The organism is Rhodococcus sp. OAS809 (genome assembly GCF_040546695.1).
Taxonomy (GTDB): domain Bacteria; phylum Actinomycetota; class Actinomycetes; order Mycobacteriales; family Mycobacteriaceae; genus Rhodococcus_F; species Rhodococcus_F qingshengii.
Genome location: NZ_JBEPOI010000002.1, coordinates 3,881,367 through 3,905,233, shown reverse-complemented (window position 1 = coordinate 3,905,233; position 23,867 = coordinate 3,881,367). Strand labels below are relative to the sequence as shown.

At 62.6% G+C, this 23,867-nt stretch carries 23 protein-coding genes; 13 read left to right on the top strand and 10 right to left on the bottom strand.

Translation table 11 applies throughout. The features are described 5' to 3' along the window. Positions 1-3: 3 nt before the first annotated feature. Entirely contained in the window at positions 4-519 is a 516-nt protein-coding gene (locus ABIE52_RS21275; protein ID WP_003944165.1) for a hypothetical protein, read from the bottom strand. A gap of 14 nt (positions 520-533) precedes the next feature. After that, positions 534-1,187, bottom strand: coding sequence for a DUF6474 family protein (locus ABIE52_RS21270; RefSeq protein ID WP_003944178.1), 654 nt, complete (start codon positions 1,185-1,187; stop codon positions 534-536). 124 nt (positions 1,188-1,311) lie between these two features. On the opposite strand from ABIE52_RS21270, the gene ABIE52_RS21265 reads away from it, so the two are divergent. Together ABIE52_RS21265 and ABIE52_RS21260 are read left to right on the top strand one after the other, a co-directional pair. Further along, positions 1,312-2,868, top strand: a complete 1,557-nt coding sequence (locus ABIE52_RS21265; protein ID WP_073513208.1) for a TM0106 family RecB-like putative nuclease — start codon at positions 1,312-1,314, stop codon at positions 2,866-2,868. A gap of 138 nt (positions 2,869-3,006) precedes the next feature. Continuing rightward, positions 3,007-5,334: a putative bifunctional diguanylate cyclase/phosphodiesterase gene (locus tag ABIE52_RS21260; RefSeq protein WP_073513189.1), complete on the top strand. Its 2,328-nt coding sequence runs from the start codon at positions 3,007-3,009 to the stop codon at positions 5,332-5,334. 55 nt (positions 5,335-5,389) lie between these two features. Here the strand turns inward: ABIE52_RS21260 and ABIE52_RS21255 are convergent, their stop codons facing one another. Beyond that, on the bottom strand, positions 5,390-6,157 hold the full coding sequence (locus tag ABIE52_RS21255) for an SDR family NAD(P)-dependent oxidoreductase (protein ID WP_003944195.1): 768 nt from the start codon (positions 6,155-6,157) through the stop codon (positions 5,390-5,392). Between the two features lie 158 nt (positions 6,158-6,315). Between ABIE52_RS21255 and ABIE52_RS21250 the strand changes: the two genes are divergently transcribed. The 4 genes from ABIE52_RS21250 to ABIE52_RS21235 are packed head-to-tail and all read left to right on the top strand — an operon-like array spanning position 6,316 to position 10,035. Then, entirely contained in the window at positions 6,316-6,906 is a 591-nt protein-coding gene (locus ABIE52_RS21250; protein ID WP_054188683.1) for a hypothetical protein, read from the top strand. Further along, positions 6,899-7,549 (top strand): DUF6308 family protein, encoded by a 651-nt coding sequence (locus tag ABIE52_RS21245; protein ID WP_192712843.1) that lies wholly within the window; start codon positions 6,899-6,901, stop codon positions 7,547-7,549. Before ABIE52_RS21250 ends, ABIE52_RS21245 begins: the two co-directional genes overlap by 8 nt. A 35-nt stretch (positions 7,550-7,584) precedes the next feature. Further along, positions 7,585-9,042, top strand: coding sequence for an HNH endonuclease signature motif containing protein (locus ABIE52_RS21240; RefSeq protein WP_192712844.1), 1,458 nt, complete (start codon positions 7,585-7,587; stop codon positions 9,040-9,042). 3 nt (positions 9,043-9,045) lie between these two features. Continuing rightward, a complete protein-coding gene (locus ABIE52_RS21235) occupies positions 9,046-10,035 on the top strand; it encodes an FAD-dependent monooxygenase (protein ID WP_192712845.1) in 990 nt (329 codons plus the stop codon). Here ABIE52_RS21235 and ABIE52_RS21230 read toward each other — a convergent pair. Both ABIE52_RS21230 and ABIE52_RS21225 read right to left on the bottom strand, forming a co-directional pair. Then, on the bottom strand, positions 9,998-10,564 hold the full coding sequence (locus ABIE52_RS21230; RefSeq protein ID WP_192712846.1) for a GNAT family N-acetyltransferase: 567 nt from the start codon (positions 10,562-10,564) through the stop codon (positions 9,998-10,000). The two genes, ABIE52_RS21235 and ABIE52_RS21230, sit on opposite strands and share 38 nt — an antisense overlap. Continuing rightward, positions 10,561-11,244, bottom strand: coding sequence for a TetR/AcrR family transcriptional regulator (locus ABIE52_RS21225; protein WP_007735953.1), 684 nt, complete (start codon positions 11,242-11,244; stop codon positions 10,561-10,563). Before ABIE52_RS21225 ends, ABIE52_RS21230 begins: the two co-directional genes overlap by 4 nt. A gap of 102 nt (positions 11,245-11,346) precedes the next feature. On the opposite strand from ABIE52_RS21225, the gene ABIE52_RS21220 reads away from it, so the two are divergent. From ABIE52_RS21220 to ABIE52_RS21200, 5 genes are read left to right on the top strand one after another with little or no spacing between them, the layout of a single operon-like run. Continuing rightward, positions 11,347-12,537 carry a lipid-transfer protein gene (locus ABIE52_RS21220; RefSeq protein WP_007735955.1) on the top strand — a complete coding sequence of 397 codons (1,191 nt, stop codon included), beginning with the start codon at positions 11,347-11,349 and terminating at the stop codon, positions 12,535-12,537. A gap of 42 nt (positions 12,538-12,579) precedes the next feature. Continuing rightward, positions 12,580-13,011 carry a type II toxin-antitoxin system Rv0910 family toxin gene (locus ABIE52_RS21215; protein WP_030535858.1) on the top strand — a complete coding sequence of 144 codons (432 nt, stop codon included), beginning with the start codon at positions 12,580-12,582 and terminating at the stop codon, positions 13,009-13,011. Between the two features lie 7 nt (positions 13,012-13,018). After that, positions 13,019-13,894 (top strand): MaoC/PaaZ C-terminal domain-containing protein, encoded by an 876-nt coding sequence (locus ABIE52_RS21210; RefSeq protein ID WP_030535857.1) that lies wholly within the window; start codon positions 13,019-13,021, stop codon positions 13,892-13,894. Between the two features lie 41 nt (positions 13,895-13,935). Beyond that, positions 13,936-14,802: an SDR family oxidoreductase gene (locus tag ABIE52_RS21205; RefSeq protein ID WP_007735961.1), complete on the top strand. Its 867-nt coding sequence runs from the start codon at positions 13,936-13,938 to the stop codon at positions 14,800-14,802. A gap of 4 nt (positions 14,803-14,806) precedes the next feature. Beyond that, complete coding sequence (locus tag ABIE52_RS21200) at positions 14,807-17,005, top strand: acyl-CoA dehydrogenase family protein (protein WP_192712847.1); 2,199 nt, start codon at positions 14,807-14,809, stop codon at positions 17,003-17,005. Positions 17,006-17,025: 20 nt separating this feature from the next. On the opposite strand, the gene ABIE52_RS21195 is transcribed toward ABIE52_RS21200, so the two are convergent. The 4 genes from ABIE52_RS21195 to ABIE52_RS21180 all read right to left on the bottom strand — a co-directional run bounded on the left by ABIE52_RS21195 (position 17,026) and on the right by ABIE52_RS21180 (position 20,201). Further along, positions 17,026-18,438 carry an amidase gene (locus ABIE52_RS21195; RefSeq protein WP_192712848.1) on the bottom strand — a complete coding sequence of 471 codons (1,413 nt, stop codon included), beginning with the start codon at positions 18,436-18,438 and terminating at the stop codon, positions 17,026-17,028. A gap of 90 nt (positions 18,439-18,528) precedes the next feature. Beyond that, complete coding sequence (locus ABIE52_RS21190) at positions 18,529-18,687, bottom strand: hypothetical protein (RefSeq protein ID WP_003944172.1); 159 nt, start codon at positions 18,685-18,687, stop codon at positions 18,529-18,531. Between the two features lie 144 nt (positions 18,688-18,831). After that, positions 18,832-19,482: a sterol desaturase family protein gene (locus tag ABIE52_RS21185; protein WP_192712849.1), complete on the bottom strand. Its 651-nt coding sequence runs from the start codon at positions 19,480-19,482 to the stop codon at positions 18,832-18,834. After that, positions 19,479-20,201, bottom strand: coding sequence for a FadR/GntR family transcriptional regulator (locus ABIE52_RS21180; RefSeq protein WP_042920615.1), 723 nt, complete (start codon positions 20,199-20,201; stop codon positions 19,479-19,481). The genes ABIE52_RS21185 and ABIE52_RS21180 overlap by 4 nt, the downstream gene beginning before the upstream one ends. A 166-nt stretch (positions 20,202-20,367) precedes the next feature. On the opposite strand from ABIE52_RS21180, the gene ABIE52_RS21175 reads away from it, so the two are divergent. Both ABIE52_RS21175 and ABIE52_RS21170 read left to right on the top strand, forming a co-directional pair. Further along, positions 20,368-21,390 carry an ABC transporter substrate-binding protein gene (locus tag ABIE52_RS21175; protein WP_192712850.1) on the top strand — a complete coding sequence of 341 codons (1,023 nt, stop codon included), beginning with the start codon at positions 20,368-20,370 and terminating at the stop codon, positions 21,388-21,390. After that, the gene (locus tag ABIE52_RS21170; RefSeq protein ID WP_047272737.1) at positions 21,387-22,400 is read left to right on the top strand and encodes an ABC transporter substrate-binding protein; all 1,014 of its coding nucleotides are present in this window, start codon (positions 21,387-21,389) and stop codon (positions 22,398-22,400) included. The genes ABIE52_RS21175 and ABIE52_RS21170 overlap by 4 nt, the downstream gene beginning before the upstream one ends. Before the next feature lie 12 nt (positions 22,401-22,412). Here ABIE52_RS21170 and ABIE52_RS21165 read toward each other — a convergent pair whose 3' ends face one another. Continuing rightward, positions 22,413-23,864 (bottom strand): amidase, encoded by a 1,452-nt coding sequence (locus ABIE52_RS21165; RefSeq protein ID WP_192712851.1) that lies wholly within the window; start codon positions 23,862-23,864, stop codon positions 22,413-22,415. Between the last annotated feature and the right edge of the window lie 3 nt (positions 23,865-23,867).

The window sequence follows — 23,867 nt, the reverse complement described above, 5'->3', positions numbered from 1 at the left end:
TCTTCAGACCAGGGCAGGAGGACCGCGCCGCGAGATGCTGGCGCGAAGTAGAGCGTCGACAGGTCCGTGATGGATTCCGGTCGAGACGGTGTGGCCGCGGGAAGTGACAGCGGCGGGAGCCAGAGACGCCAGGACGACGTGGAGAGCGTGGGTGACAACGCGGTAGAGGCGCTCGGCGGCCAGGACCGCCACCGCACAAGCGACGGTGGCACCGGCGTGAGCACCGAGCATCACCAATCCCGGAGCGGGCGAATGAGCGTGCTCGGAGAGCGTCATGGTGGTGTGCGCGGCGAGCTGACCCAGACCCAGAGCAACGATCAAGGCAGCGGGCCCCCGAGAGAGGGCGGGAAGGGTGGCCGTCACGGCGCCGACGGTTGCGCAGACGGCGAGCAACAGGGTCAGCGACGACGACTGTGGCAGCTCGCCTCCGCCGATCCCGTGCGCGGCGACAGCGAGAGCAGCCGAAGCGGAACCGACAGCTGTCCCCCGGAGGGTCGCGGTCTGCTCGGCTGCTCTCACTGGCGTTCTCAGGTCTAGCGCACGCCGAGACGTGCGAGCAGATCTGCTTCGACGCCGTCGAGTTCGGAAGAAATCGCCTGGTGAGCTGCTTTACGGCGAGCCTGCGGCATCTGCTCGGCAGCGCGAACTGCCGTGCTGAGGTCGCCGAGGCGCTCACGGATGGCGGCGGCGAAACGCTGCGTCTCCGCGTCGTCGGGCTTGCGGCTGAGGATCTCGGTGACCGAGCTCTCGGCGCCGGCGATACGAGCGCTCAACTTCGCGCCGTGACCGGTGTAGTCACCGAGCTGGTCGACGGCGATGCCCATCTTCTGTGCACGCGTGGTGTCGAGCTGGGCGCGCACCGCCGTGGCTGCGCGGTAGGCGATCGGCAGGAGAACGGGGGCAAGCAGACGTGCCACTCCCAGGTACTTACGCACCTTGGCGACGGTCAGGCCCTGATTCGCAGCGGCCTTCTCCTGCGCCTTCAGGGTCGCGATCTGCGCCTTTTCGATCTTGTGCTGTGACTCGATCTCGGCTTTCTCCAGCTTCTTGAGCGACTTGGTCTCGACCTTGTCGCGCTTACGCTGGCTCTTGGCGTTGAGCTTCGCCTCGACCTCAGCCTTGTGCTTGAGAGCCTTTGCCTCCGCCTTGCGGGTGGCACGAGACTTTCGCTTCTTGAACAACCCCATCGAAAAGGACCCCGTTTCCAGGTGTTTGTGTGTTGCCAGGTACCTGCGCTTCGGCTTCAGCCTAGGGGAGCACATAATCTTCGTCATCGTGTGTTCCGTTAACAACCCCGCGCCCCAGCTCCCGATCATCGATTCGGGGGCGTTGACCCGATGCCGTCATCGGGTGCGTCTGGACGGGTTGTTTCCCGGGAAATCGGCTTCGGAACCCGTCGACACCGGCGTCAAGCAGCGCCAGGATGCCGCGATCGCGAAGCGCGCGGAGATCGCCGAACTCGTGATCGGTGCTGCTCCCGAGCGTTGGGTGAAGATCAACCCCGACCAATCGGCGTCGGCTCAGGCTCGCGACACCTTGGCTGCCTGTGAGGCCGGCGCGGACCGGATCTGGGGCGCGGTCTTGCCGGTCGAGCGCGACACCGGACGCAAGGGCCGCTGCGAAATGCTCATCCGTGACGACGAGGGCGGCGGGTACATCCCCGTCATTGTCGTCAATCACAAGGTGACCGATCCGGGTCAGGGCGCGATCACCTCGGGGCTCTTCGAATGGGAGCCCGCGGTCGATCCCAAACGCAAGGTCCGCAGTCAGGTCCGCGATCAGATGCGCGTCGCGCAGGTTTATCGGATGCTCGAGCGTCGTGGGCTGGCGAGCCCGTCGCTGACGGCAGGCGCGATCGGATACAACGGAGACTGCATCCTCGTCCACGACCTCAGCGCGATTCTCGACGATTACGACGAGCGTTTCGCCGACCGTATCGCTGTGGCCCGCGGTGAGGTGCTGACGTCTCCGTCACAGGTGAGCGAGTGCAAGTCGTGCCCGTGGTGGACCGAATGCAAGCAGGAATTGGTCCGCAACCGCGACGTCAGCCTGGTGGCTGTCGGATCGCGGGCCGAGCTTCTGCGCGACGTCGGCTGCAACACGATCGATCAGCTGGCCGCCTGGGACGGTGAGCCGCTCGAGGATTGGCCGCACGGAAATTTCGACGACGCAGTCGTGATCGCCAAGGCGTGGTTGGCAGATGCTCCGTTGGTGCGGCGGTTCGAGAAGATCTCGGTGACTCGGGCGGACATCGAGATCGACGTCGACATGGAGAGCTATCAGGAGCACGGCGCGTACCTGTGGGGGACGTTGCTCAATGTCGGCGGCTTCTCGATGTATCGAGGATTTGCGACGTGGGATCCGCTGCCGACGCGTGACGAGGCGCGGTCGTTCGCAGAGTTCTGGGGCTGGCTGATGGCGGAGCGTGCCGCGGCCGCTGCTTCGGGTAAAACCTTTGCCGCATACTGTTATTCGCGTTCAGCCGAGGACAAGTGGTTGTTGGACTCGGCGCGCAGGTTTGCCGGTGAACCCGGGATTCCGAGTAAGGACGAGATCCGCGAGTTCATCGACAGTCCGCAGTGGGTCGACATCTATCAAGCAGTGAGTGATCAGTTCATCTGCCCGAACGGAAAGGGGCTCAAGAAGATTGCGCCCGTCGCCGGCTTCAACTGGCGTGACGCCGAGGCCGGGGGTGAAGCGTCGATGGCGTGGTACCGCGAGGCGGTTGGCTACGACGGTGAGCCGGACGAGACGCAGCGGACACGCATCCTGCAGTACAACGAGGACGACGTCATTGCCACCAAGGTCCTCCGTGAGTGGATGACGGACCGCGCGGAGAAGGAAATTCCGCTGGCTTCCGAGTTGTAGCGCTGATCCGTTCTGTCGTGATTGTCTGAAACATCCTATTTAACAGTATGTTTCAACTCGTAGTTTCTCGTCATCGTGTGTCCGGAACCCGCATCCGCGCTACCTTCATCTGGTCGGCTCCACGATGGAGGGTGTTGCATGCTGAGCAGGCTGACTTCGAGTGCGAGCGACGCCGAACTGTCTGACGTCGAGCGGCGCGACCTCTTCGCACGCCAGATACTGCAGGTGACGACGGTCGCGCCACTGGCCAACATGGTCAATGTACTCAGCGTGTGCGCTTTGCTTGTGTATGTCGTACCCCCCGGTCACAACGAGTTTCGGGTGATCTGGGGTTCTGCGGCCTTCTTGGTCGTCCTCAATTCGGTGCGCGTCTGGATACCGCGAGTCGTCCTGAAGGGCCGGTACACGCCCAAACATACGACGAAGTACGACTACTGGGCGCTCATGCTCGAGGTGATCCTGCTCGGGCTTCTGCTTGTCGTTCTCGCCGCCGCGATGCTTCCCGTGACGGACAACTCGCGAAAGCTTGTGCTTCTAGCGACATTCGCCGGAGTCATGGGCGCCGGCGCCGTAGCATTGTCGACGGTTCGGTCGATAGCGGTAGCGTGGATTCTGGTGCACAGCATCGGATTGCTCGTCGTTATCCTGCCCAAGAGAACTACGGAATACGCTGTCCTCTCGTTCCAGTTGGTCGTGTACTCGGTGACACTGATTATCGGCGTCGTGTACCTCTGGGCGTCGTTCCGAAGTCGTTGTCTTGCCGAGTTCGAGGCTGCTGCCGAGCGCCAGACGGTCAGTTTGCTTCTCGACGATTTCGAGGGTGGGTCACGCGACTGGCTGTGGGAAGTCGACACCACCGGGACGTTGTCGCACACCTCCGCTCGGCTGTCGCAGATCTCGGGAGTTCCCGTCTCCGACCTGCGAACCCTGTCGCTGCGCGGATTGTTGGATCGGCTCGACGTGGGTTCGACGAAGAGTGGCCGAGCCGCGGTCCAGGTCATCGGAGATCACCTCGACCGCCTCATGCCGTTTCGAGAGGTCGTCATTCCCGTTCGTGTCGACGGCGTCGACCGATGGTGGTCTCTGTCGGGTCATCCCAGGCTATCCGAGGCCACGGAGTTCGTGGGTTGGCGAGGCGTGGGCTCGGACATCACCGAGAAGTACAACTACGAGCGGCGAATTTTGTGGCTTGCTGCAACCGACGGACTGACCGGGCTCCCGAATCGCCGGACGTTCGGCTCGGAGCTGTCCGACGCGCTCGGCACCGTCCGAACCGGCGAGGAAGTCCTTGTCGGAATCCTCGACCTGGACAATTTCAAGTCGGTGAACGACACGTTAGGGCACCCTGTCGGTGACAAATTGTTGATTTCCGTTGCTGCACGGCTCAATCGGGTGGTCGACGGCGCCATGTGTGCGCGAATCGGTGGTGACGAATTCGGCGTCGTCTTGCGGGGAACAGGGGACGGCGGAGAGGTGTTCGCTCGCTATCTGGATGCATTGCGTGAGCCGTTTTGCGTGCGGGGGAATCGCATCGAGGTTCGTGCATCGATCGGCTATGCCGGCGCACCCGCAGATTCCGAAGACGCGGACACGCTTGTCATGTCCGCCGACCTGGCGCTGTATGCGGCAAAATCCGCCGGCAAGAACCGGGTAGGAAGATACTCACCGGTGCTGCGGGCGCGGGCCAGGGAGCGAGCATCGGCCCTGCAAGAACTTGGGCTTGCGATCGAGTCTCGGCAGTTCGAGCTGTACTACCAACCGCAGGTTCGTGCGGACACCGGCCGCGTCGAGGGTTTCGAGGCACTGCTTCGCTGGAATCACCCGGTGCGGGGCGTGCTTGCACCGCACATTTTCATCGATGTCGCGGAGGAGACCGGCTTGATAGTCCCTCTGGGACTCCAGGTACTGCACATGGCGTGCGCCGAAGCCGCGACGTGGCCCGACGACACGTACGTGACGGTGAACGTCTCTCCGGTGCAACTGATGTCGTCCGGCTTCGGATCAGCCGTGAACGATGCGCTGGAGGCAAGCGGTCTGTCCGGCAAACGGCTTCAGCTGGAAATCACAGAGACGGGAGCAGTGGAGGAGCTTGCCGTCGCCGAGTTGGATCGCCTACGTGCCACCGGGATTGCGATTGCCTTGGACGACTTCGGAACCGGCTATTCGTCTTTCGAGAGTTTGAAGAAACTGCCGTTGGACATTCTGAAAATCGACCGGTCGTTCATCACCGAACTGAGCGAGGGTGATTCGGCAGTTGTCACTTCGGTGGTCGAGGTGGCGAAGGCGCTCGGTATGCAGTCATTGGCGGAAGGCGTGGAGACGGCCGACCAGCTGAGGCTCTTGCTTACCGCCGGTTGCGAATTGGTTCAGGGTTACTACATCAGCCGACCGATGCCGGCGAAGGAAGTAGCCGAGTACCTCAGCGCAACTGCCCACTCCAACGGTGGGTATTTTCATTCGTTCTGACAACTGTGCGCCTTTATTAACCGCGGGCGGTTAATAAAGGCGCACAGCAGGGAGGTTAGCGCGGCGCCATGCGCAGTGCGCCGTCCATGCGGATGGTCTCGCCGTTGAGGTAGTCGTGCTCGACGATCATCTGCGCGAGCTGCGCGTACTCGGACGGCTGGCCCAGGCGCGACGGGAACGGAACGCCGGCCTCGAGGCCCTTGCGGTACTCGTCGGTGACGCCTGCGAGCATCGGGGTGTCGATGATGCCGGGAGCGATCGTGTTGACGCGGATGCCGAACTGCGCAAGGTCACGGGCAGCCGGAACCGTCATGCCGTGCACGCCGCCCTTGGAGGCGGAGTACGCGATCTGGCCGATCTGGCCTTCGAAGGCAGCAACGGAAGCGGTGTTGATGACAACGCCGCGCTGGCCCGACTCGTCGACGGCCTCGGTCTTGGCGATGGCGTCGGCGGCCAGGCGCATGACGTTGAAGGTGCCGAGCAGGTTGACGGTGATGACCGTGCGGAACAGCTCGAGGTCGTGCGGACCCTTCTTGGACAGGATGCGTCCGGCCCAGCCGACACCGGCACAGTTGACGACGATGCGCAGCGGGGAGCCCGACTCGACGATCTGGTTGATCGCTGCTTCGACCTCTTCGCCGCTGGTCACGTCGGTGGGGATGAGGGTGACGCCGGCGGGGACGTTGTCGCCTGCGCGCTCGATCGACGCGGGCAGATCCAGGCCGAAGACGGTAGCGCCGGCGTCGGCGAGGCGCTTGGCTGTTGCGGCGCCGAGGCCTGATGCCGCTCCGGTGACCAGTGCTGCGGTTCCCTTGATTTCCACTTCGTGTGCTCCTCGAGTTAGCGATCGGTAAGGCGGTGGTACGTGTCGAGAACCATAACGCGAGGGTGTATGTGAGGGCGAACGCGCGAGACCCGCGTAGGGCTGGGTACCTTGGACGCGAGGTCTGAGAGCAAAGCACCGGACGAGAGGGGACCTGCGTGAGCAAGGCGCCTGTGCGTCCCGCCGCTTCTGTCGAGAATTTCGAGCGGTTGCAGCGCGACCCTCTCTTCGAAGATCTCGCCGAACTGATTGCCGAGGTTCTCTCCTACGCGTTCGACGCTCCGGCCGCCGTCGAGATCGAACAGTGGACGATCAGCTGCCTGCCGTCGACCAACCGATCCGCGGAGCGCCATCGCTTGTTCACGCTCAATATCGGTCCGATGGAGATTCTGAGCGTCGAGTGCCATCTGGTCGGCGGTAAGCCGATCGAGCACGTCATGTCCGTGTACGTATCCAGTTCGGCACTGGAATCGCGAACCGGATGCAGCATCGAAGAACTCGACGCCAAGCACGATCTGGTCGCCATCAGACGCACCGAGTTGGCGTCCGCCGACGGCGACGGGACCGTGATCGACTGCAGTCTCGAGGACTCGGATGCGTTGGAACAGTTTGCTCAACTGCCCGTCGACATGACGACGGTTCGTCCGCTCGCGGAGCATCTTGTTGCCAAGGGCAAGGGCCCATTTCGGCAGTATCACAACGCCGGGTTCGCCAAATATGTACTGGAAAGGTCGCTCGACCATGCTTGATCAGTTGCCCATCCGACTCCCGCGTGTGCTGCGAAACGGGGACGATGACGGCGCGGTCGACGTGCTGCAGGAATATTTCACGAGGCCGCTCCGAAAGACCGGTTATCTCCGAACCGGTGCGTTGTGGGATTCCTGGGATCCCAGTGGCAATCGCGATCGTGATGCGAACATCTTCACCGCGGAAGATCTTGTTGCGGTGACGCTTCTGTCGGTTCAGGTTCCGGCGCAAGGAGCCTTCTTCCTGCTCGGGGAGAACAATGCCGAACTGAACCGACTCCTGGCGGACGTGGGCCCGGATCGCGATCTGTCGAACGAACCCGATCCCTTCACTCCGGAATCTCCGGTGTGGCGGTTGGAGACGGCGCTTCGAGAGATTCACGGTGTCGGGCGAACCATGGCGTCCAAACTGATCGCGCGCAAGCGTCCGCGACTCTTCCCGATCTACGACGACGTCGTCGGGCGGGAGTTGGGAACGAAGTCGGCCCACCTGGAACCCGTTCGCGTAGCCATGCGGGAAGACGAGTTGCAGAGTCGACTCCTCGATCTACGTGCACGAGCAGGTCTCGACGAATCCGTTCCGGTCATCAGGGTGTTGGACGTGCTGGCGTGGATGCAGGGTAAGGGATACAAACCGGCACTCTAGCTTTCTTGTCGGTGGGTGGGTTTATTGTCGAATGTATGTTCGATAAGGGATCGACGGGCGGTGTGGGCACATCCGTCGATGACGGCTGTCCTGTCGTCGACCCACTCGTGTTGCCGGACATGCTCTTTGCGACGGCGCAGAGCGAGAACATGCTAGCCGCGCAAAAGGTGCTCGGTGCATCCATGTTGTCGGAGTCGAGATTCAACGCCGAACTCGACGTGTCCGGTGATGTCGACAAGGCGTGGCGGATCGCATGCAACGAGATCGCGGTCATGCTCACGTGCTCGCGTCGTACTGCCGAAGTCCACATCGAGATCGGTGATGCCCTACGGGAGTTCCTTCCGCTCACCAAGGTCGCCTTCGCTGCCGGCGAGCTGGACTATGTGCGTGTGCGCAAGATTGTCGACGGACTCACCGGGGTCGACCCCGAGGCGATCGCAGCACTCGAGCGCCGGGTACTTGCCTCGGCGCACCGTCTTCCGCCCGGGCAACTGGAGCGCGACATCGAGCGCCAGCTCTTTGCCTACGATCCGGATGCTGCCGCCGAACGTCGCCGGAAGATGCTGGAACACCGCGATGTTCGCACGCGAGCAGACCGTCACGGACTCGCCCAGTTGCAGGCAACACTCAGCGCGACCGAGGCCGTCGAAGCGCTTGGCCTGATCAACGAGGCCGCCGGAAGCGTCTGCAACCACGATCCACGAAATGTCTCGACCCGTAGGGCCGACGCACTGGTCGCTCTGCTGCACGGCGAACAGGGGCTGACATGTCAGTGTGGCAGCGAAACGTGCGAGGCAGCATCCACAGCAGCTCGATCGACTGCATCCTCACGTCGGAAGCCGTTGTTGCACATCGTGTGTGATCTGGCGACGCTCCTCGGATTGATGTCAGATCCCGCGAGCATCGACGGATACGGGCCGATCGATCCTGATTTTGCTCGCGAGCTCGCCGCTGATTCCACCTGGCAGGCCTTGTTCGTCGATTTCCGCGCCCAGGCCGCGGGGAACCGACCGCGTCGGCAGCATGCTCCGACTGTCCTGCCGCTTGTCACCCGACGTGATCGCCCAAGTCGCGAACCGAACGGCTGCGGGGATCGGATTCGGGCGATGCAACGGTTGGTCGCGCGATCCCCGGACATCGTTCGAAGATCGGATGGGCATGGCACCCAACCCGATCCGCCTCCCGGCGCGCTGACCTATGCTCCGGGAGCGGCTCTGGCCGCATTGGTGCGGGCCGTCGACGGTCACTGCCGGTTCCCTGGTTGTTCGGTGGCCGCGAACAGGTGCCAACTCGACCACATCACCGAGTTCGATCCTTCCGATCCGAGACGTGGTGGGTGGACCATTGCGAGCAACCTCCAATGCCTGTGTCGTCATCACCATCAGGTGAAGACATACAGGTTGTGGACGCCGGTGATGCTGGAGGACCGTGCCATTCACTGGACCGATAAAACCAGCGGGTTGACGGCTGTCACGGTTCCGGAGAGGATCTGACCTGTGCCGGAAGGACAGTGCGCGGGAATCGTCGGCGGGGGAATTGGCGGGCTGACGGCTGCCATCGCGCTCCGCAAAGCAGGCTGGGATGTCACCGTGTACGAGCGTTCGTCCGAGTTTACGGAGGTAGGCGCCGCCGTCGTGTTGTTTCCCAACGCTCTGGCAGCGTTGGACGAAATCGGTGTAGGCGAACAGGTCAGGGCGAATTCCCTTCCGTACAGCTCGGGCGCGATCAGGAATCTGCGCGGGCAAAATCTGGTGACGCGCAAAATTGGTGACCTCGCCGGCGGTCGCGATCTGGTGACAATCCACCGCGCCGATCTGATCGACGTGTTGGTTCGCGCAATCCCCGCTGAGTGCCTACGCACCGGAACCAGGGTGACGGGTGTTGGCTGCGGAAATCATGGCCGCGGCGAGATCGTCACCGATGGTGATACCGCTCGATACGACCTTGTCGTTGCTGCGGACGGTGTGCACAGTGTTGTGCGACAGCAGATCTGGGACGGCGAGGGAACCGTGGAACGGACTGGCGTGTCCGCTTGGCGCTGGATCGTCGATGGTCCACCGCCCGATTTTGTCGGACAGGTATGGGGGATTCGAGGGGAGTTCGGGATTCTCCCGTTGGCGGGCAACCGCACCTACGCTTTCGCGGGTGCGCAACGCGGCGAGAGTCTTGCGCATTTTGCGGACTGGCCCGAACCTGTGTCGCAGCTCGTCGCGAACGCTGACCCGACCCGCATCATCGAGAACGAACTGCTCGAGATTCGGACCCCGAAGTTGTTGACACGCGGCAAAGTTGCGTTGATTGGCGACGCCGCTCATGCCATGCGCCCTCACCTCGGGCTAGGTGCGGCTTTGGCGATCGAGGACGCCGTTACTCGCCTGCTGGCGGCGGTGCGTGACGTCGTTGTGCGGTTGACTCCCGACATTCTTGCCTTGTCGGTATTCGGTGTGATCAACCGTTGGCGGCCGAAGCCGATCGAGAGGCACTGACTTCGAAGATGGTTTCCAGACCGTCTTCCTCGTCCCACTGCTCACCGACTTCGCAAAAATTGTACTGGCTGATCAGGTTTCGAGATGCGGCATTGTCCGGGCTGATGGTCGCGCGAACGATGTGTACTTCGGATTCGCGACTCGCGACGTCGAGAAGTATCTCGAGGGCGGCCCGTGCGTAGCCCTGGCGCCGGAACGCCGGGTCGATGCGATATCCGACCTCCACCATCCCGCGCGCATCGGGGCGACCGTGGAATCCGGCCAACCCCACCGGCGTCGAGGTGCGGGCATCGACTGCGATGCGGGTGATCCACGCGCTGTCGAGGGGATTCTCTGCTATCTGCTTGCTACGGTAGCGCCACAAGCCCTGGCATTCTTCGCCGAGGAGATACGGGGTCAGGAGGTCGGGTGCGAGTTCCATTGCAAGATTAGCGTTGTCTTCACCCAGTGCGTGGAGGGCGAGTGATGGAACCTGGACCAGTTGAAGTCCACGTCCGCCGAGTGTCCAGGGTAGTTCGGTGACTGTCACAGGTCGGCGATCGGTGTCGACAGCGTTATGTCGACACCGATGCTCCGGAGATTGCCGTCGAGGACTTGCCAGATGGAGCGTTCGAGGAATTCGGCCAATTCCGCACTGGTCACATCGGAACCCGGCTGGCTGAGCCAACGGTTGACGCTGACGTCGACCAATCCGATGACGCCGAAAGCCAAGGGTTCAGCCATCTTCGACGGTTTGCCACGGCTGGTGAGGATCGTGCCCAACAAATTTCCCAATTGGACGGCGATTGCCGTCTTGGTTCCGGTCACCACTTTCGAACCGGTGGCCCGCGTACTCGGCGAGCCCTTGCCTAAAAAGTGGTGCAGTCGTGGATATTTCACAATCCACTGGAGGTAGGTCTCGACGGCCCGTGAGATGGCCTCGCCGACGGTGCCTTGTGGCGTGAGGGTGGGGGTCAGGTCGGTCATCATCATCTCGAGGATGCGGACTCGCAGCTGCTCGTCGAGGTCGGCTCGATCCTTGAAGATCCGGTAGACAACGGAACGGGGGACGTCGGCGCGCTCGGCGATCTGCTGGACGCCGACGTCGGCGCCACCTTCGTTGACTGCATCGAGTGCTGCGTCGAGGATCCGCGCTTTGCGCTGCTCCTTGTGATCGTTCCAGCGAGTGCTGCGCCCGTCGGGCTGCGCCGACTCGGCTGTTTTTGTCATAAATCGAACGATACTCACCCCGCCATTGACTGGACAAGATGTCTCACATACTTTGGTGGGACAGCGTGTCACACACAGATACCGTTCTCTTCAGGAGTGGCAATGAGTAACAGGGTTTTTGTCGTCGGCGTCGGCATGACGAAGTTCGAGAAGCCGGGAGCCCGCGAGTGGGACTACCCCGACATGGCACGCGAGTCGGGTACCAAGGCGCTCGAAGACGCGGGTATCGACTACACCGAGGTCGAGCAGGCATACGTCGGCTACGTCTACGGCGAGTCCACCGCAGGTCAGCGCGCTGTCTACGAGCTCGGTCTGACGGGTATCCCCATCGTCAACGTCAACAACAACTGTTCGACGGGATCGACCGCGCTCTACCTCGCCACGCAGGCGGTCAAGAGTGGTCAGGCCGACTGCGCACTCGCGCTGGGCTTCGAGAAGATGCAGTCCGGGTCCCTCGGATCCACCTACGACGACCGCGAACAGCCCCTCATGCGGCACCTCCTCGCTCTCGCCGAGCTGCAGGAGTTCGCGATGCCGCCCGCTCCGTACATGTTCGGCGCGGCCGGCGTCGAGCACATGGAACGCTTCGGAACCACTGCAGAGCAGTTCGCGAAGATCGCCGTCAAGAACCACAAGCACTCACTGAACAACCCGTACGCGCAGTTCCAGGACGAGTACACCCTCGAGCAGATCCTCGAAGCACGCCAGATCCACGGGCCGCTCACCAAGCTCCAGTGCTCGCCCACCTCGGACGGATCCGGCGCGGCGATCATCGCCAGCGAAGCATTCGTCGAAAAGCACGGGCTCGCTGCTCAGGCGATCGAGATCGTCGGACAGGCCATGGTCACCGACATGAACAGCACTTTCGAGGACAAGAGCGCCATCAGCCTCGTCGGCGCAGACATGACCCGCAAGGCCGCCGAGAAGGTATACGCCCAGGCCGGGATCACCGCCGACGACGTCGACGTCATCGAACTCCACGACTGCTTCTCCACCAACGAGTTGCTGACCTACGAGGCACTTGGACTGTGCGCCGAAGGTGACGGCGGCAAGCTCGTCGACGCCGACGACACCACCTACGGCGGACGCTGGGTGGTCAACCCGTCCGGCGGCCTCATCTCGAAGGGCCACCCCCTCGGAGCAACAGGCCTCGCGCAGTGCGCCGAACTCACCTGGCAGCTCCGCGGAACCGCGGACAAGCGTCAGGTCGACGGCGCGAAGGTCGCCCTCCAGCACAACATCGGACTCGGCGGTGCAGTTGTCGTGACCGCATACAAGCCCTACGCACGCTGAATCACACCCTCAACCCGCCAGCTACCCACTAGGAGTTTCATCATGGCTTCCGTTTCCGTCTCCGCCGTACTGCCCGCATCCCCCGAGAAGACCTGGGATGCGCTCTCCGATCTGTCTCGCTGGGAAGAGTGGCTCACCATTCACCAGGGCTGGAAGAGTGAACTCCCCACCGAGGTCGCGTTGGGCGCCAAGTTCACCGAGGTCGTCTCCGTGATGGGTATGGCCAACAAGATCGAGTGGACCGTCGAAGAGGTCGAGGTTCCGAAGATGGTCAAGATTGCCGGAACCGGAATGGCCGGCGTCACCGTCGAATTCATCCTCTCGGTCGAGGCCGACGGTGCGGGTTCGAAGGCAACCGTCGACGCCAGCTTCAAGGGCACCATGATCGTCGGGCCGATCGGCAAGGCAGTTGCCAAGAACGCCAAGGCTGATCTCGAGGCCTCGCTGGCCAAGTTCGCCGAGCTGGTCGGGTAACGGCTCGATGACGACACCGAAGACCAACGCGGTCGAATTCGATACGTCCGGGCTGGACGTATGGACCGATCCGGAGCACTTCGAGGTGACAGCCGAGCGCATCGCCGAATATGCCGCTGCCACAAACGACCCCATCGAGCGACACCTGAAAGGCGAGATCGCTCCGCCGGTCTTCGCGGTGGTACCCGTCTTCATGTCGATGGCACCCGCTGCGCTGTCGGTGGCGCCGGTCGAACTGCTGATGAAGCTCGTTCACGGTGAGCAGGACTTCCTGTTCCACCGTCCGATCTACCCCGGTGACCACCTTGTCGCTCGTGCCAAGCCCATCGGATTCGAGGGCCGGGACAACGGATCCACCGTCGTCATCTACGTCGAAACCAAAACCGACAAGGGTGAATTGGTCAACGAGCAGTGGATGACGGCCTTCTTCCGCAAGGTCGACGCGGGCCCCGGACTTGGCGAGAAGGCTCCCGAACACCGATTCGACGACGCTCTTCGCGCTGGTAGACCCGCAGCGGTGGTGAACCAGCACATCGACGAGGACCAGACATTCCGGTACTCACCGGCTTCCGGCGATCCGATGCCGATTCACCTCGACGAGGAGATCGCTCGGATGTCCGGTCTCCCCGGAATCATCAACCATGGACTGTGCACGATGGCGTTCACGTCGTGGGGAGCCCTGACCGAACTGGCAGGCGGCGAGACCGAGCGGTTGCGCCGTCTCGCAGTGCGATTCGCGAAACCCGTACTCCCGACCCAGGACATCGAGACGGTGTTCTACAAGTCGGGTTCGGCAGACGGAGCCACGTCGTACTCGTACGAAACCAGCGCGGTCGGCGACCTCGTGATCAAGGACGGCCTGGCGGTCATCGCCGACAAATGAGTCTTCATGTCCGACAACTGAACTGATGGGAATCTGAACTGATGGGAAGTCTCGACGGTCGCGTAGCGATCATCACCGGAGCAGGACGCGGCATCGGCCGTGAGCATGCGCTGCTCTTCGCTCGTGAGGGTGCGAGCGTCGTGGTCAACGATCTCGGCGGAGCAAACGACGGTTCCGGTGCAGATGCCGGCCCCGCGCAGCAGGTAGTCGACGAGATCGTCGCTGCAGGCGGCAAGGCTGTTGCCAACACCGACAACATCGCCACCTGGGACGGTGCCGAGGGCCTCGTCAAGCAGGCCGTCAGTGAGTTCGGCCGACTCGACGTCCTGGTCAACAACGCCGGCATTCTTCGTGACGCCTTCATCGCGGGTATGGACGAGAGCCAGTGGGACGCAGTCATTGCCGTGCACCTCAAAGGGCACGCCGCGACACTGCACCACGCTGCCGCATACTGGAAGGACCAGAGCAAGGCAGGCGAGACCGTCAACGCTTCGGTCATCAACACTGCTTCGGCTTCGGGTACTTTCATGCCCAATGCGGGCCAGGGCAACTACGGTGCCGCCAAGGCGGGCATCGCAGCTCTGACTTTGGTGGCCGCTGACGAGCTCGATCGATACGGCGTGCGCGTCAACGCAATTGCGCCGATCGCGCGTACTCGACTGACGCTGGCGACACCCGGTATGGGTGCGCTCTTCGCGGCCGAGGTCCCCGAGGGTGAGTTCGATGCGTTTGCGCCGTCAAACATCTCGCCGCTCGTGGCTTATCTCGCGGCGGCGGACTGCAAGCTCACCGGCAAGGTGTATGCCGTTCAGGGTGGGGCCATCACGGAACTCGCCGGCTGGCACGGTGTGAACACCATCGAGAGCGAGGGTCCCTGGACCACCGCCGACCTCGCAGAACGACTGTAAGCGCATGGCACGCAACGCATACGAACTCGGTCTCGGGCTGAGTGAGGAGCACACCGCGCTTGCAGATTCGGTGCGCTCCTTCGCCGAGCGCACCATCACCACCGAGCAGGTGCGCGCGGCCGTGGAGTCACGGACCGAGGACAAGTTCCCCCAGTTCTGGACGGCACTCGTCGGGCAGGACCTTCTCGGGCTCGCGGTTCCGGAAGAGCAAGGTGGTCACGGCGCCGGCCTGCTGACCTTGGCGGTGGCACTGGAAGCATTGGGCCGCACAGTCTCTCCCGGACCGTTCGTTCCGACGGTATTGGCAAGCGCCGTTCTCGGCGCCGCCGATTCCAAGGCGGGACCCGAGTTCCTGCCCGGTCTGATCGACGGAAGTCGTACGGCAGCAGTCGCCTTGGGTGCACCGTTGGCGGCCGAGTCGTCGGACGGTGGGTACAAGATCACGGGCGCACTCGACGGTGTGCTCGGTGGTGAGCACGCCGACGTACTGCTGGTTCCGATCCAGTTGCCCGAGGGCGTTCGCTACGCGGTGCTCGAGAGCAGCGCAGTCGCGATCACCGTTCAGGACAGCATCGACGTGCTGCGCGGTAGTGCGCGGATCGAAGCTGACAATGTTCAGATCAGCGCCGAACGGATACTCGACGGTCTCACCGAGGCGCGGGTACGGTCCATTGCCGCAGTCGTTCTCGGCGCCGAAGACGTCGGCGTCATGTCCTGGTGTGTTTCCACTGCGTCGGAGTACGCCAAGACACGCGTGCAGTTCGGGCGACCCATCGGCCAGTTCCAGGGCGTCAAGCACAAGTGTGCGCAGATGGGCATTGCGCTCGAGCAGGCACGCGCCGTTGTGTGGGATGCGGCAAGCGCATTGGACAAGGGCGACGACACGGCAGATTTTGCCGCCGACATCGCCGCAGTCATCGTGCCGGACGCCGCAGTGCAGGTAGCGCAGGACTGCGTGCAGGTTCACGGCGGCATCGGATTCACGTGGGAGCACGACGCACACCTGTACTACCGCCGCGCGCTCTCGATCCGCGGCATTCTCGGCACCCGCGAGGATCGAGCCAATCGTGTTGCGCAGCAAGCACTTGACGGTGTCAGCCGGGCTTCGGTTCTCGAACTACCGCCCGAGGCGGAGGAGATCCGCGGCGACATCGCGACCGAGCTGGCCAAGTTGGTCGATCTCGACGAGGACGACCAACTGATCGCACTCGGCGACGGCGGCTGGGTTCAGCCGCACCTGCCGAAGCCGTACGGGCGCGGCGCCGCTCCGCTCGAGCAGATCGTCATCTCCCAGGAGATCAAGGCTGCGGGTATCTCGATGCCGCAGCTCCTGATGGGCACTTGGGCCGTGCAGGCCGTCGTAGCGCATGGTTCGGACAAGCAGAAGCAAGAGCTGGCCGTACCGACCCTGCAGGGTGAGCTGGTGTGGTGCCAGCTCTTCAGTGAGCCCGGTGCTGGTTCCGACCTCGCATCACTGTCGACGAAGGCCGAAAAGGTCGACGGCGGTTGGAAGATCACCGGTCAGAAGATCTGGACCACGGTTGCTCAGTTCTCCGACTGGGCTATGCTGATCGCCCGCACGGACGCCACCAAGCCGAAGCATCAGGGCATCACCTACTTCGTGCTCGATATGTCGACACCGGGCATCACCGTCCGCCCGCTGCGTGAGATGACGGGCTCGGCGTTGTTCAACGAGGTGTTCCTCGACGACGTGTTCATCCCCGACGAGAACGTGGTCGGTGAGGTCAACGACGGTTGGAACGTCGCCCGGACGACGCTGGCCGGCGAGCGCGTCGCGCTCAGCCAGAAGATGGAGGCGTACGCCTCGGACTCCGATCTGCTGAAGTTCGCGAAGTCGGCAGACCTGAGCCCGATCGGACGCTACCGTGTCGGCGAGCTGGTTGCGGAGAGTCAGGCGATCGACCTCATCGGCTCCCGCGTTGTGCTCAAGCAACTTTCGGGGATCGACGTGAGTACGACGTCGAGCGTCGGCAAGCTGTTGGCGATGAAGATCAGCCAGTCGATCGCCGAGTTCGTCGTCGCCGAACTGGGTGCTGCCGGAGCGGTCAGCATCCCAGGTCAGCCAAGCGACAAGGCGATGGAGCAGCTCATTTCGGGCCGTGCCACCACCATCTACGGCGGCACAACCGAGGTGCAACTCAACGTGATCGGTGAGCGCATGCTCGGATTGCCGCGAGACTGAGGGTATTTATCGGGTGGGGCTCAGTCCTGGATTCTTCTCCAGGGCTGAGCCTCTTCCAGTTCGAAGGCCAATTCGAGGAGCGTGCGCTCGTCGCCGAGATCGGCGGAGAAATGCGAAGCCAACGGCAAACCACTGCTGGTCTGATGCATCGGTAGCGAAATCGCGGGACCTCCGGAGATGTTGTTCAGCGGCGTGAACGACGTGTACGCGATCAACTTGTCGAAAAGCTCCTCGAAAGGCTGAGCGGGAGAGAGGTATCCGAGCTCGGGGGTGGTGTGCCCCAGAGCCGGCGAGAGCACGACGTCGTACTTCAAGAACATGGCGCTGTACTGCTGCTGGAGCCGTCGCAGACGGTAGAGCACGCGCGGCGTCTTCACCAGGTTCTTCCGGTACAGCGTGTAGAGGCCCTTGGTGAGATTGTCGGTGCCGGACTTGTCGAAGTCGGGTCCGAGCATTTGTTTGCCACCGGTGGAGATGGCAAACGACAGAAAGCCCCAGTAAATGCTGAAGTCGTCGATGAATTCGGGGCCGACGGGCAGTGCTGCGTCCTCGACATGATGGCCAAGGCTTGCAAGGAGTTCGGCCGTAGCTTCGACGGACTTGCGCGTCTCGTCGTCCGTCTTGGTGACGGTGACGGAATCGGCGATCACGCCGACGCGCAGGCGGGTTGAGCTGGGTCCTTCGATCAAGCGAACCGGTGCGAGTCGCGGATTGCGGTAGTAGTTCTCAGCCGCAGACATCCATCGTGCAGTGTCGCGAACAGTGCGAGTAACGGCGCCCTGGGCGATCAACCGGATCGGCATCGACTTGTCGGCCGGATCGGCGATGGTGCGTCCGCGAGTGGGTTTGAGTCCGACGAGTCCGCAGGCAGCGGCGGGAATGCGAATCGATCCACCGCCGTCGTTGGCGTGCGCGATCGGGAGTACGCCGGCAGCAACAAGCGCGGCTGCGCCTCCCGAGGAAGCGCCCGACGAGTACGCCGTATTCCACGGGTTGTGGACGGGTTCTTCCGTCATGTATTCGGTGGACGCACTGAACCCGAACTCGGGCAGTCGGGTCTTGCCGATCGAAATGGCCCCGGTGGAGAGGAACTGCTTCGCGAAATCGCTGTCGGCTTTGGCGGGGATCGCGGTGAAGGCGGTACTGCCCTGCTGGGTGGGAAGGCCGGCGCTGTCGGTGTTGTCCTTGATCGCGGTGGGGACACCGGCAAAGACGCCCTTGGCGGGCCGGTTGCTCCTGGCGAGGGCACGATCGAAATCAGTGCAGGCCAGACCGTTCAATTGCCCCTGCACTGCCTCGGCGCGGGCGATCGATGCCTCCATGACTTCCCGTGCGGTCACCTCGCCTGATTCGATCCGGGCGGCGACGCCGGTGGCGTCGAGGTCGCCCAGGGCGTCGTCGGTGAAAGCGTGGATGGGGGTGTTCGCGGTCATGGGGATCCTTGTCAGGCGGAGGCACTCAGGTCGTCCGTCCAGCATATTGGACGGACGACCCCTGAGTGGCGCTATCTGTGGATTGCGGTATCAGCTACCGAAGATCGTCACTGCCTGCTCTGCTGCCTGCGGCGCCTGCTGGAACACTCCCTGTGGGATGAACTGCTGCGGAATGAACTGCTGGGGGCCCAACTGCTGGAAGTTCGTGACCATCGGGTGGATGACGTTGTTGAATACATCGTTGAACATGTGTTGTGTCCTTCGGTTACAGCGTTTTTCGAACTTCTGACTCCATCGACACTAAGCACGGTTCTGACGAGTTTCAACGAAAATTGCTGATACACAGCCAAGTTCAAGTTCATTGCCAGCTGGGGGCCAGAAATCGGCCTTCCTTCACAGCTTGGACGCTGCGCCGTGCAGGTTCTTGGCTGTCGGGGAGGTCTCGACGGATTTGGGATCGGGGTACGTGCCCAGTACTCGATCGGCAGTTCCCGCGGTGGTGACGGTGAACCAGTAGTGCTCGTTCTTGAAGTGGTGGTTGCGGTGGTTGCGCCAAACTGACCGGTAGAGAGCAGTTTTCGGCTTGTAGTCACTGTGGATGAGGAAATGTGTCCACTCGTAACCGAGGCCGAGCACGGAAATGCAGGTCAGGAACGTCAGACCGAGTTCGACGCGGGGAAATGCCAGGAGGGCGACGGCTGTCAGAACGGGAATCACGATCAGGAGCGTCTGCCACGGGATGAAGATGAGTGAGACGGTTCGCGGCGCAAAGTGGTGTTCCCGATGGCTGCGCGCCAGCCGTGAATCGAGTGTGACGCCGGCAATGGTTCGTGGCTTCCAATGAAGAATGAAGACGTGAATGATCCACTCCACGAAGGGGAATGCGGCAAGCATCACGAGCGGAACGAGGGCGTCGGTGATCTGCCAGTTGCCCACTGCGATGCGCGCCGCCGCGGCGGCCAGCAGCATGGTGCCGATCATCCACGGCGTCGGTGACTTGCGGAACGTCCGTGCGGCATCGGCGAGAGTGAGAGGCTTGCTCATGGTTTCAGTCCTTCCAGGAAGGTGAGAGCGTCGCCGATTGCCGTCGTGCCGGTGTGAAGGAGCTGTGCGGCTGACGTCTCGGCAGTTGGCTCGTCGTGTGAAGTGATGGCGGAGGCCAGTTTTCGATACAGGTCGGTCTGGCCGACTTCGGCGACCATGACGGATGCAAGTGCAGTCATAGCCGGCTCGTATGCAGCCCGAAGGCTGTTGAAGATCAAACGGAAGGCAATGGAATCTGCGCTGTCGACGACGACGTCCCAGAACGCCAGAGCGCGGTCTTGCAACTCCACTGGATCTTCGGTGGCGCCTAGTTGATCAACGGCCGTGTCGAGTTCTCGGGCGGATTCCGCGGAGATGCGACGGGCGGCCAGCACAGCGATCTGCGGTCCCATCAACTCGCGAGTTTCCAGCACGCTGCGCACCACGCTCAGGTCGGGGACGCCGTCGCGCACCAGCAGCTGGGGGAGAAGTTCGGGTCCGGCCTGGCGTCGAAAATCGCGCACCGACGTGGACTCGCCCTGGCGGACCTCGACGAGCCCGGCCTGGGCGAGCTTCTGAATTGCCTCGCGGACTGCGGGCCGCGAGACGCCGAATGCCTCGGCGAGCTTGCGCTCGCTGGGTAGTGCCTCACCCGCAGCCAGCTCTCCGGCCAGCACTTTCACCGAAATCTGGTCGAAGACTGCGCCGGAGGCCGAGGTACGTGCAACGGGTTGAAACATGTACCGACCGTAACGCGCTTATCGGTAAGAGGTCAAGTGGTAATACCAGTTCAACGATTGGCGGCTTGGCGCGAAAGAGATACGTCTTGGCCAAGAGGCTTCACCGTAACGACGCAGGTGAGAGTAATTTTAGGTAGCCCTAATTCGGATAACCGTCAGGAAACCCATGACATCACTCCTGTTACCGACTCCAGATACCGATGCAGAGTTCGCTCGCATCACCGCTGCCCTGACTCGACGCGGCTTTCTCGGCGGAAGTGCCGCCGCGCTGTCCACACTTGCTCTCGTCGGATGCAGTAGTGGGGAGGGCGGTGACGGTGCGGACGGCGCAACTCGTACTGTGCAGACGCACTACGGATCCGTGGATGTTCCCGTCGATCCGCAGCGCATCGTCGCCGTCTCATACAACACCCCGTGGCAGTTGCAAGCCGTCGGCGCCCGACCCGTCGCGACGCTCGACTACAGCGCGTACATCGACCAGTTCATCCCGACACAGCAGAAGTTCATCGACGGCTTGTCCACGGTGGGGGTTTTCCTCGAGGTCAACCGCGAAGCCGTCGTGGCTGCCGCGCCTGATCTCATTGTTGGCGATGCGTACGAGATCGACGAGGACATGTTCCGCGAGCTCTCGAAAATTGCTCCGACAGCGGTGTATTCGGGCACGAACCGATCGGATTGGCGCGCTGTCGCCGAGGGTGTCGCAGACGCGGTCAACAAGGGTTCGGCATTGACGTCGAATCGCGAGAAGTATCAGGCGATGCAAGAGCGAATCCGCACCGAATACGCCGCGCAGCTTGGCGAGAATCGGTGGGCCCAGGTTGCTATCGGTGGTTCGGAAGGGCTCTTCTCCATCCTGTATCCAACCGGAGTGACCGGCGCGATGCTCGCCGACCTGAACGTGACCCGCGGCGAATTCATCCCGGACCTGCGCCCAGCCACCGGCTTCGAAGCCTTCCCGCTCGAACAACTCGAAATGCTGCGGGACGTCACCGTCGTCATCTACCCGAAGCAGCCGAACGGAACTGATTCTGCAGGAATGAAATCCGTCTTCGCCAGCCCGCTGTGGAGCCGCATTCCGGCAGCAGCTTCGGGCCGGGTATTCGGAATCAGCACTCAGGTCACCGACTACGGCACTGCAATCAATTGGCTCAACGAACTCGAAACCGGCGCTTTGGAGGCACTTTCATGACATCACTTCTATTGCCCAGCGCTGACACCGATGCCGAATTCGCTCGCATCACCGCAGCACTTACCCGACGCGGTTTCCTCGGAGCCGGTGCCTTGGCGGGGATCGGATTGCTCACGGCCTGTGGAACCAGCTCCGGTGAATCGGCCGAGGGTTCGATGCGCACCATCAACACGGCTCTGGGGCAGGTGGAAGTGCCCACCAACCCGCAACGGGTGGTCAGCGCCGATTACTACACGGGCCCCGCGATGTTCGACGCCGGGTTCACACCGGTCGGATTGCCGGTCGACTACGAGAACGCCGACGGCGTCCCGGAACCCTATGCGTCCGCTCTGCGGTCTCTCCCGAAGGTGGGACGCTGGTACGAGCCCAACGCCGAGGCGATAGCGGCTTTGTCTCCCGACCTGATCGTGATGACCAACCTGCTGTCGGAGAACAACCCGGATCTTTACGAGCAGATCCGGTCGATCGCACCGACCGCGGTTTTTGCCGAAGACGGGCAGTACGCATGGAAGGAGCGCGCCTTCGGAGTCGCGGACGCGCTGAACCAGAGCGCGAAGGTTCAAGAGTTGGCAGATCGGTACGAGGCGCGGATCGCCAAGTTCCGCAGCGACAACGCTGATGTGCTGAGCAAGGTGAAGGTCGTCTACACCACGTACTTCGAGGAGAGTGGTTTCTCGCTGTACTCGCCGACCAAGTATCAGACGACGGTCATCAGCGAGGCCGGGTTCCAGTTCAACGACCGTTCGCTCGCAATTCCCGCCGGCAGCAACGAGTGGTTCCCGAAGGAGCAGTTGGAGCTACTCGACGAGGCCGACGTCATCATCACCAACAGTGGCAAGGGCCCCATCAACGAGAAGTTGGCGAACGACACCATCTTCCAGCGTCTGCGCGCCGTCAAGAATGATCAGGTGTACTCGTTCGACTACGAGGGCGTCGCGTCCTTCGGTTGGGCCCTGACATTCCTCGAGCAGTTCCAGCCGATCGCTGAGGAGATCAGGGCCAAGCTCTGATCTCCTCAGCGATCACGAGGAAGCCGGCGCCACCACATTCAGCTTCGGTTGATGCTGGTCGGTGTATGCCCACGGGCGGATCTTCTCCAGTGCTTTGCCGATCCGGAACACGGTCGGTTCGTCGTACGTATGGCCGACGATCTGGACGCCCGTGGGAACACCGTCGTGTGCGTGTCCACTCGGCACCGCCAATACGGGGCACCGATTGGCGACGTTGAACGGCAATGTGAGAAGTGCTTCGGCGGTGGTGTTCACGTGCTGACCCGCCACAGTGAGGCCGTCGAGCAAAGACTCGCCTGCCGGGAAGGCGATGGTGCCCGAAGTCGGGCAGATCAGCGCATCGAAGGGAGTCATCGCCTCGGCGAGCTCTCGTTGCATTTGGGTTTCCTTGCGAAGGCCGTCCAGAAATGACATTTCCGCAGCGCCCTTCGACGTGATCGCGACGTTGTCGAGCGTGTAGTCGGCAAGAAGATCACCGTGGACGCGAGCAACTTCCGCGACGGATGCACCCATGATCGTTCCGAAATGGACTTTCACCGCTGCTGCCATCGAATCACGAGTCCACGGCAGTTCGATCTCCTCGACGATCGCGCCGGCATCGACCAACGACTGTGCGAGAGCCCGGGTGTTCGCCTCGATGTCAGGCTCGATGGGGAAGTCACCGAGCCGCAGGCACAGGGCAATTCGCATTCCCTCGACCGACGGGTACTCGTGTGGCAGCGTGATCGCCGGCCTCAGGGAAGAATGGTCACGCGGATCCGGCCCGATCAGAACGTTGGCCAAAAGAATTGCGTCGTCGACAGTTCGGGCCATCGGACCGTCGCCACGGTAGGAATCCATGGACAGCGGGGCGACCCCGGCGATACGCCCGTACGAGGCCTTGAGACCGACGGTGCCGGTAAAGCCTGCCGGGCCTCGTGTCGACCCGCCGATGTCGGATGCTGTTGCCAGAGTAGTAGTTCCGGCGGCCAGTGCGGCGCCGGCTCCGCCGGAGGAGCCGCCGGGACTGTAATCGAGGTTCCAGGGATTGCGGGTCACGCCCCACAAAGGAGAGTGTGTGAACGCCGCGACGCAGAATTCCGGTGTCGTCGTGCGTGCGTGAATCAGGCCGCCTGCTGCCAGAACTCGGTCGATCACCGGTGCGTTCTCGCGGGCGATGTTGCCGCGTCCCGCCAGCGAACCTTCGGTCAGAGACTTTCCCGCAATGGCATGTTTTTCCTTGGCAGCTACCGGAATTCCCTCCAACGGTCGAGGTTCGGGTCCGTGGCCGAGGTATCGGCTCTCGGCTTCCCGTGCGCCAGCGAGGGCCTCGTCGAACATCTCTTCGGTGAAGGCATTGATGTGAGGTTCGAAATTCTGTGTCCGGTCGATGATTGCCTGTAGCAGTTCGACCGGAGACAATTCTCGCGCGCGAAAGTGAGCAATGGCTTCGGTGGCGCTGAGGTAGTGCAGTTCGTCTGACATGAC

Excerpts from the sequence above, each read along its gene's own strand:
- ABIE52_RS21270 (WP_003944178.1), bottom strand. The coding sequence starts at position 1,187 with ATGGGGTTGTTCAAGAAGCGAAAGTCTCGTGCCACCCGCAAGGCGGAG.
- ABIE52_RS21260 (WP_073513189.1), top strand. The coding sequence starts at position 3,007 with ATGCTGAGCAGGCTGACTTCGAGTGCGAGCGACGCCGAACTGTCTGAC.
- ABIE52_RS21245 (WP_192712843.1), top strand. The coding sequence starts at position 6,899 with ATGCTTGATCAGTTGCCCATCCGACTCCCGCGTGTGCTGCGAAACGGG.
- ABIE52_RS21240 (WP_192712844.1), top strand. The coding sequence starts at position 7,585 with ATGTTCGATAAGGGATCGACGGGCGGTGTGGGCACATCCGTCGATGAC.
- ABIE52_RS21225 (WP_007735953.1), bottom strand. The coding sequence starts at position 11,244 with ATGACAAAAACAGCCGAGTCGGCGCAGCCCGACGGGCGCAGCACTCGC.
- ABIE52_RS21220 (WP_007735955.1), top strand. The coding sequence starts at position 11,347 with ATGAGTAACAGGGTTTTTGTCGTCGGCGTCGGCATGACGAAGTTCGAG.
- ABIE52_RS21215 (WP_030535858.1), top strand. The coding sequence starts at position 12,580 with ATGGCTTCCGTTTCCGTCTCCGCCGTACTGCCCGCATCCCCCGAGAAG.
- ABIE52_RS21210 (WP_030535857.1), top strand. The coding sequence starts at position 13,019 with ATGACGACACCGAAGACCAACGCGGTCGAATTCGATACGTCCGGGCTG.
- ABIE52_RS21205 (WP_007735961.1), top strand. The coding sequence starts at position 13,936 with ATGGGAAGTCTCGACGGTCGCGTAGCGATCATCACCGGAGCAGGACGC.
- ABIE52_RS21200 (WP_192712847.1), top strand. The coding sequence starts at position 14,807 with ATGGCACGCAACGCATACGAACTCGGTCTCGGGCTGAGTGAGGAGCAC.
- ABIE52_RS21195 (WP_192712848.1), bottom strand. The coding sequence starts at position 18,438 with ATGACCGCGAACACCCCCATCCACGCTTTCACCGACGACGCCCTGGGC.
- ABIE52_RS21190 (WP_003944172.1), bottom strand. The coding sequence starts at position 18,687 with ATGTTCAACGATGTATTCAACAACGTCATCCACCCGATGGTCACGAAC.
- ABIE52_RS21185 (WP_192712849.1), bottom strand. The coding sequence starts at position 19,482 with ATGAGCAAGCCTCTCACTCTCGCCGATGCCGCACGGACGTTCCGCAAG.
- ABIE52_RS21180 (WP_042920615.1), bottom strand. The coding sequence starts at position 20,201 with ATGTTTCAACCCGTTGCACGTACCTCGGCCTCCGGCGCAGTCTTCGAC.
- ABIE52_RS21175 (WP_192712850.1), top strand. The coding sequence starts at position 20,368 with ATGACATCACTCCTGTTACCGACTCCAGATACCGATGCAGAGTTCGCT.
- ABIE52_RS21170 (WP_047272737.1), top strand. The coding sequence starts at position 21,387 with ATGACATCACTTCTATTGCCCAGCGCTGACACCGATGCCGAATTCGCT.
- ABIE52_RS21165 (WP_192712851.1), bottom strand. The coding sequence starts at position 23,864 with ATGTCAGACGAACTGCACTACCTCAGCGCCACCGAAGCCATTGCTCAC.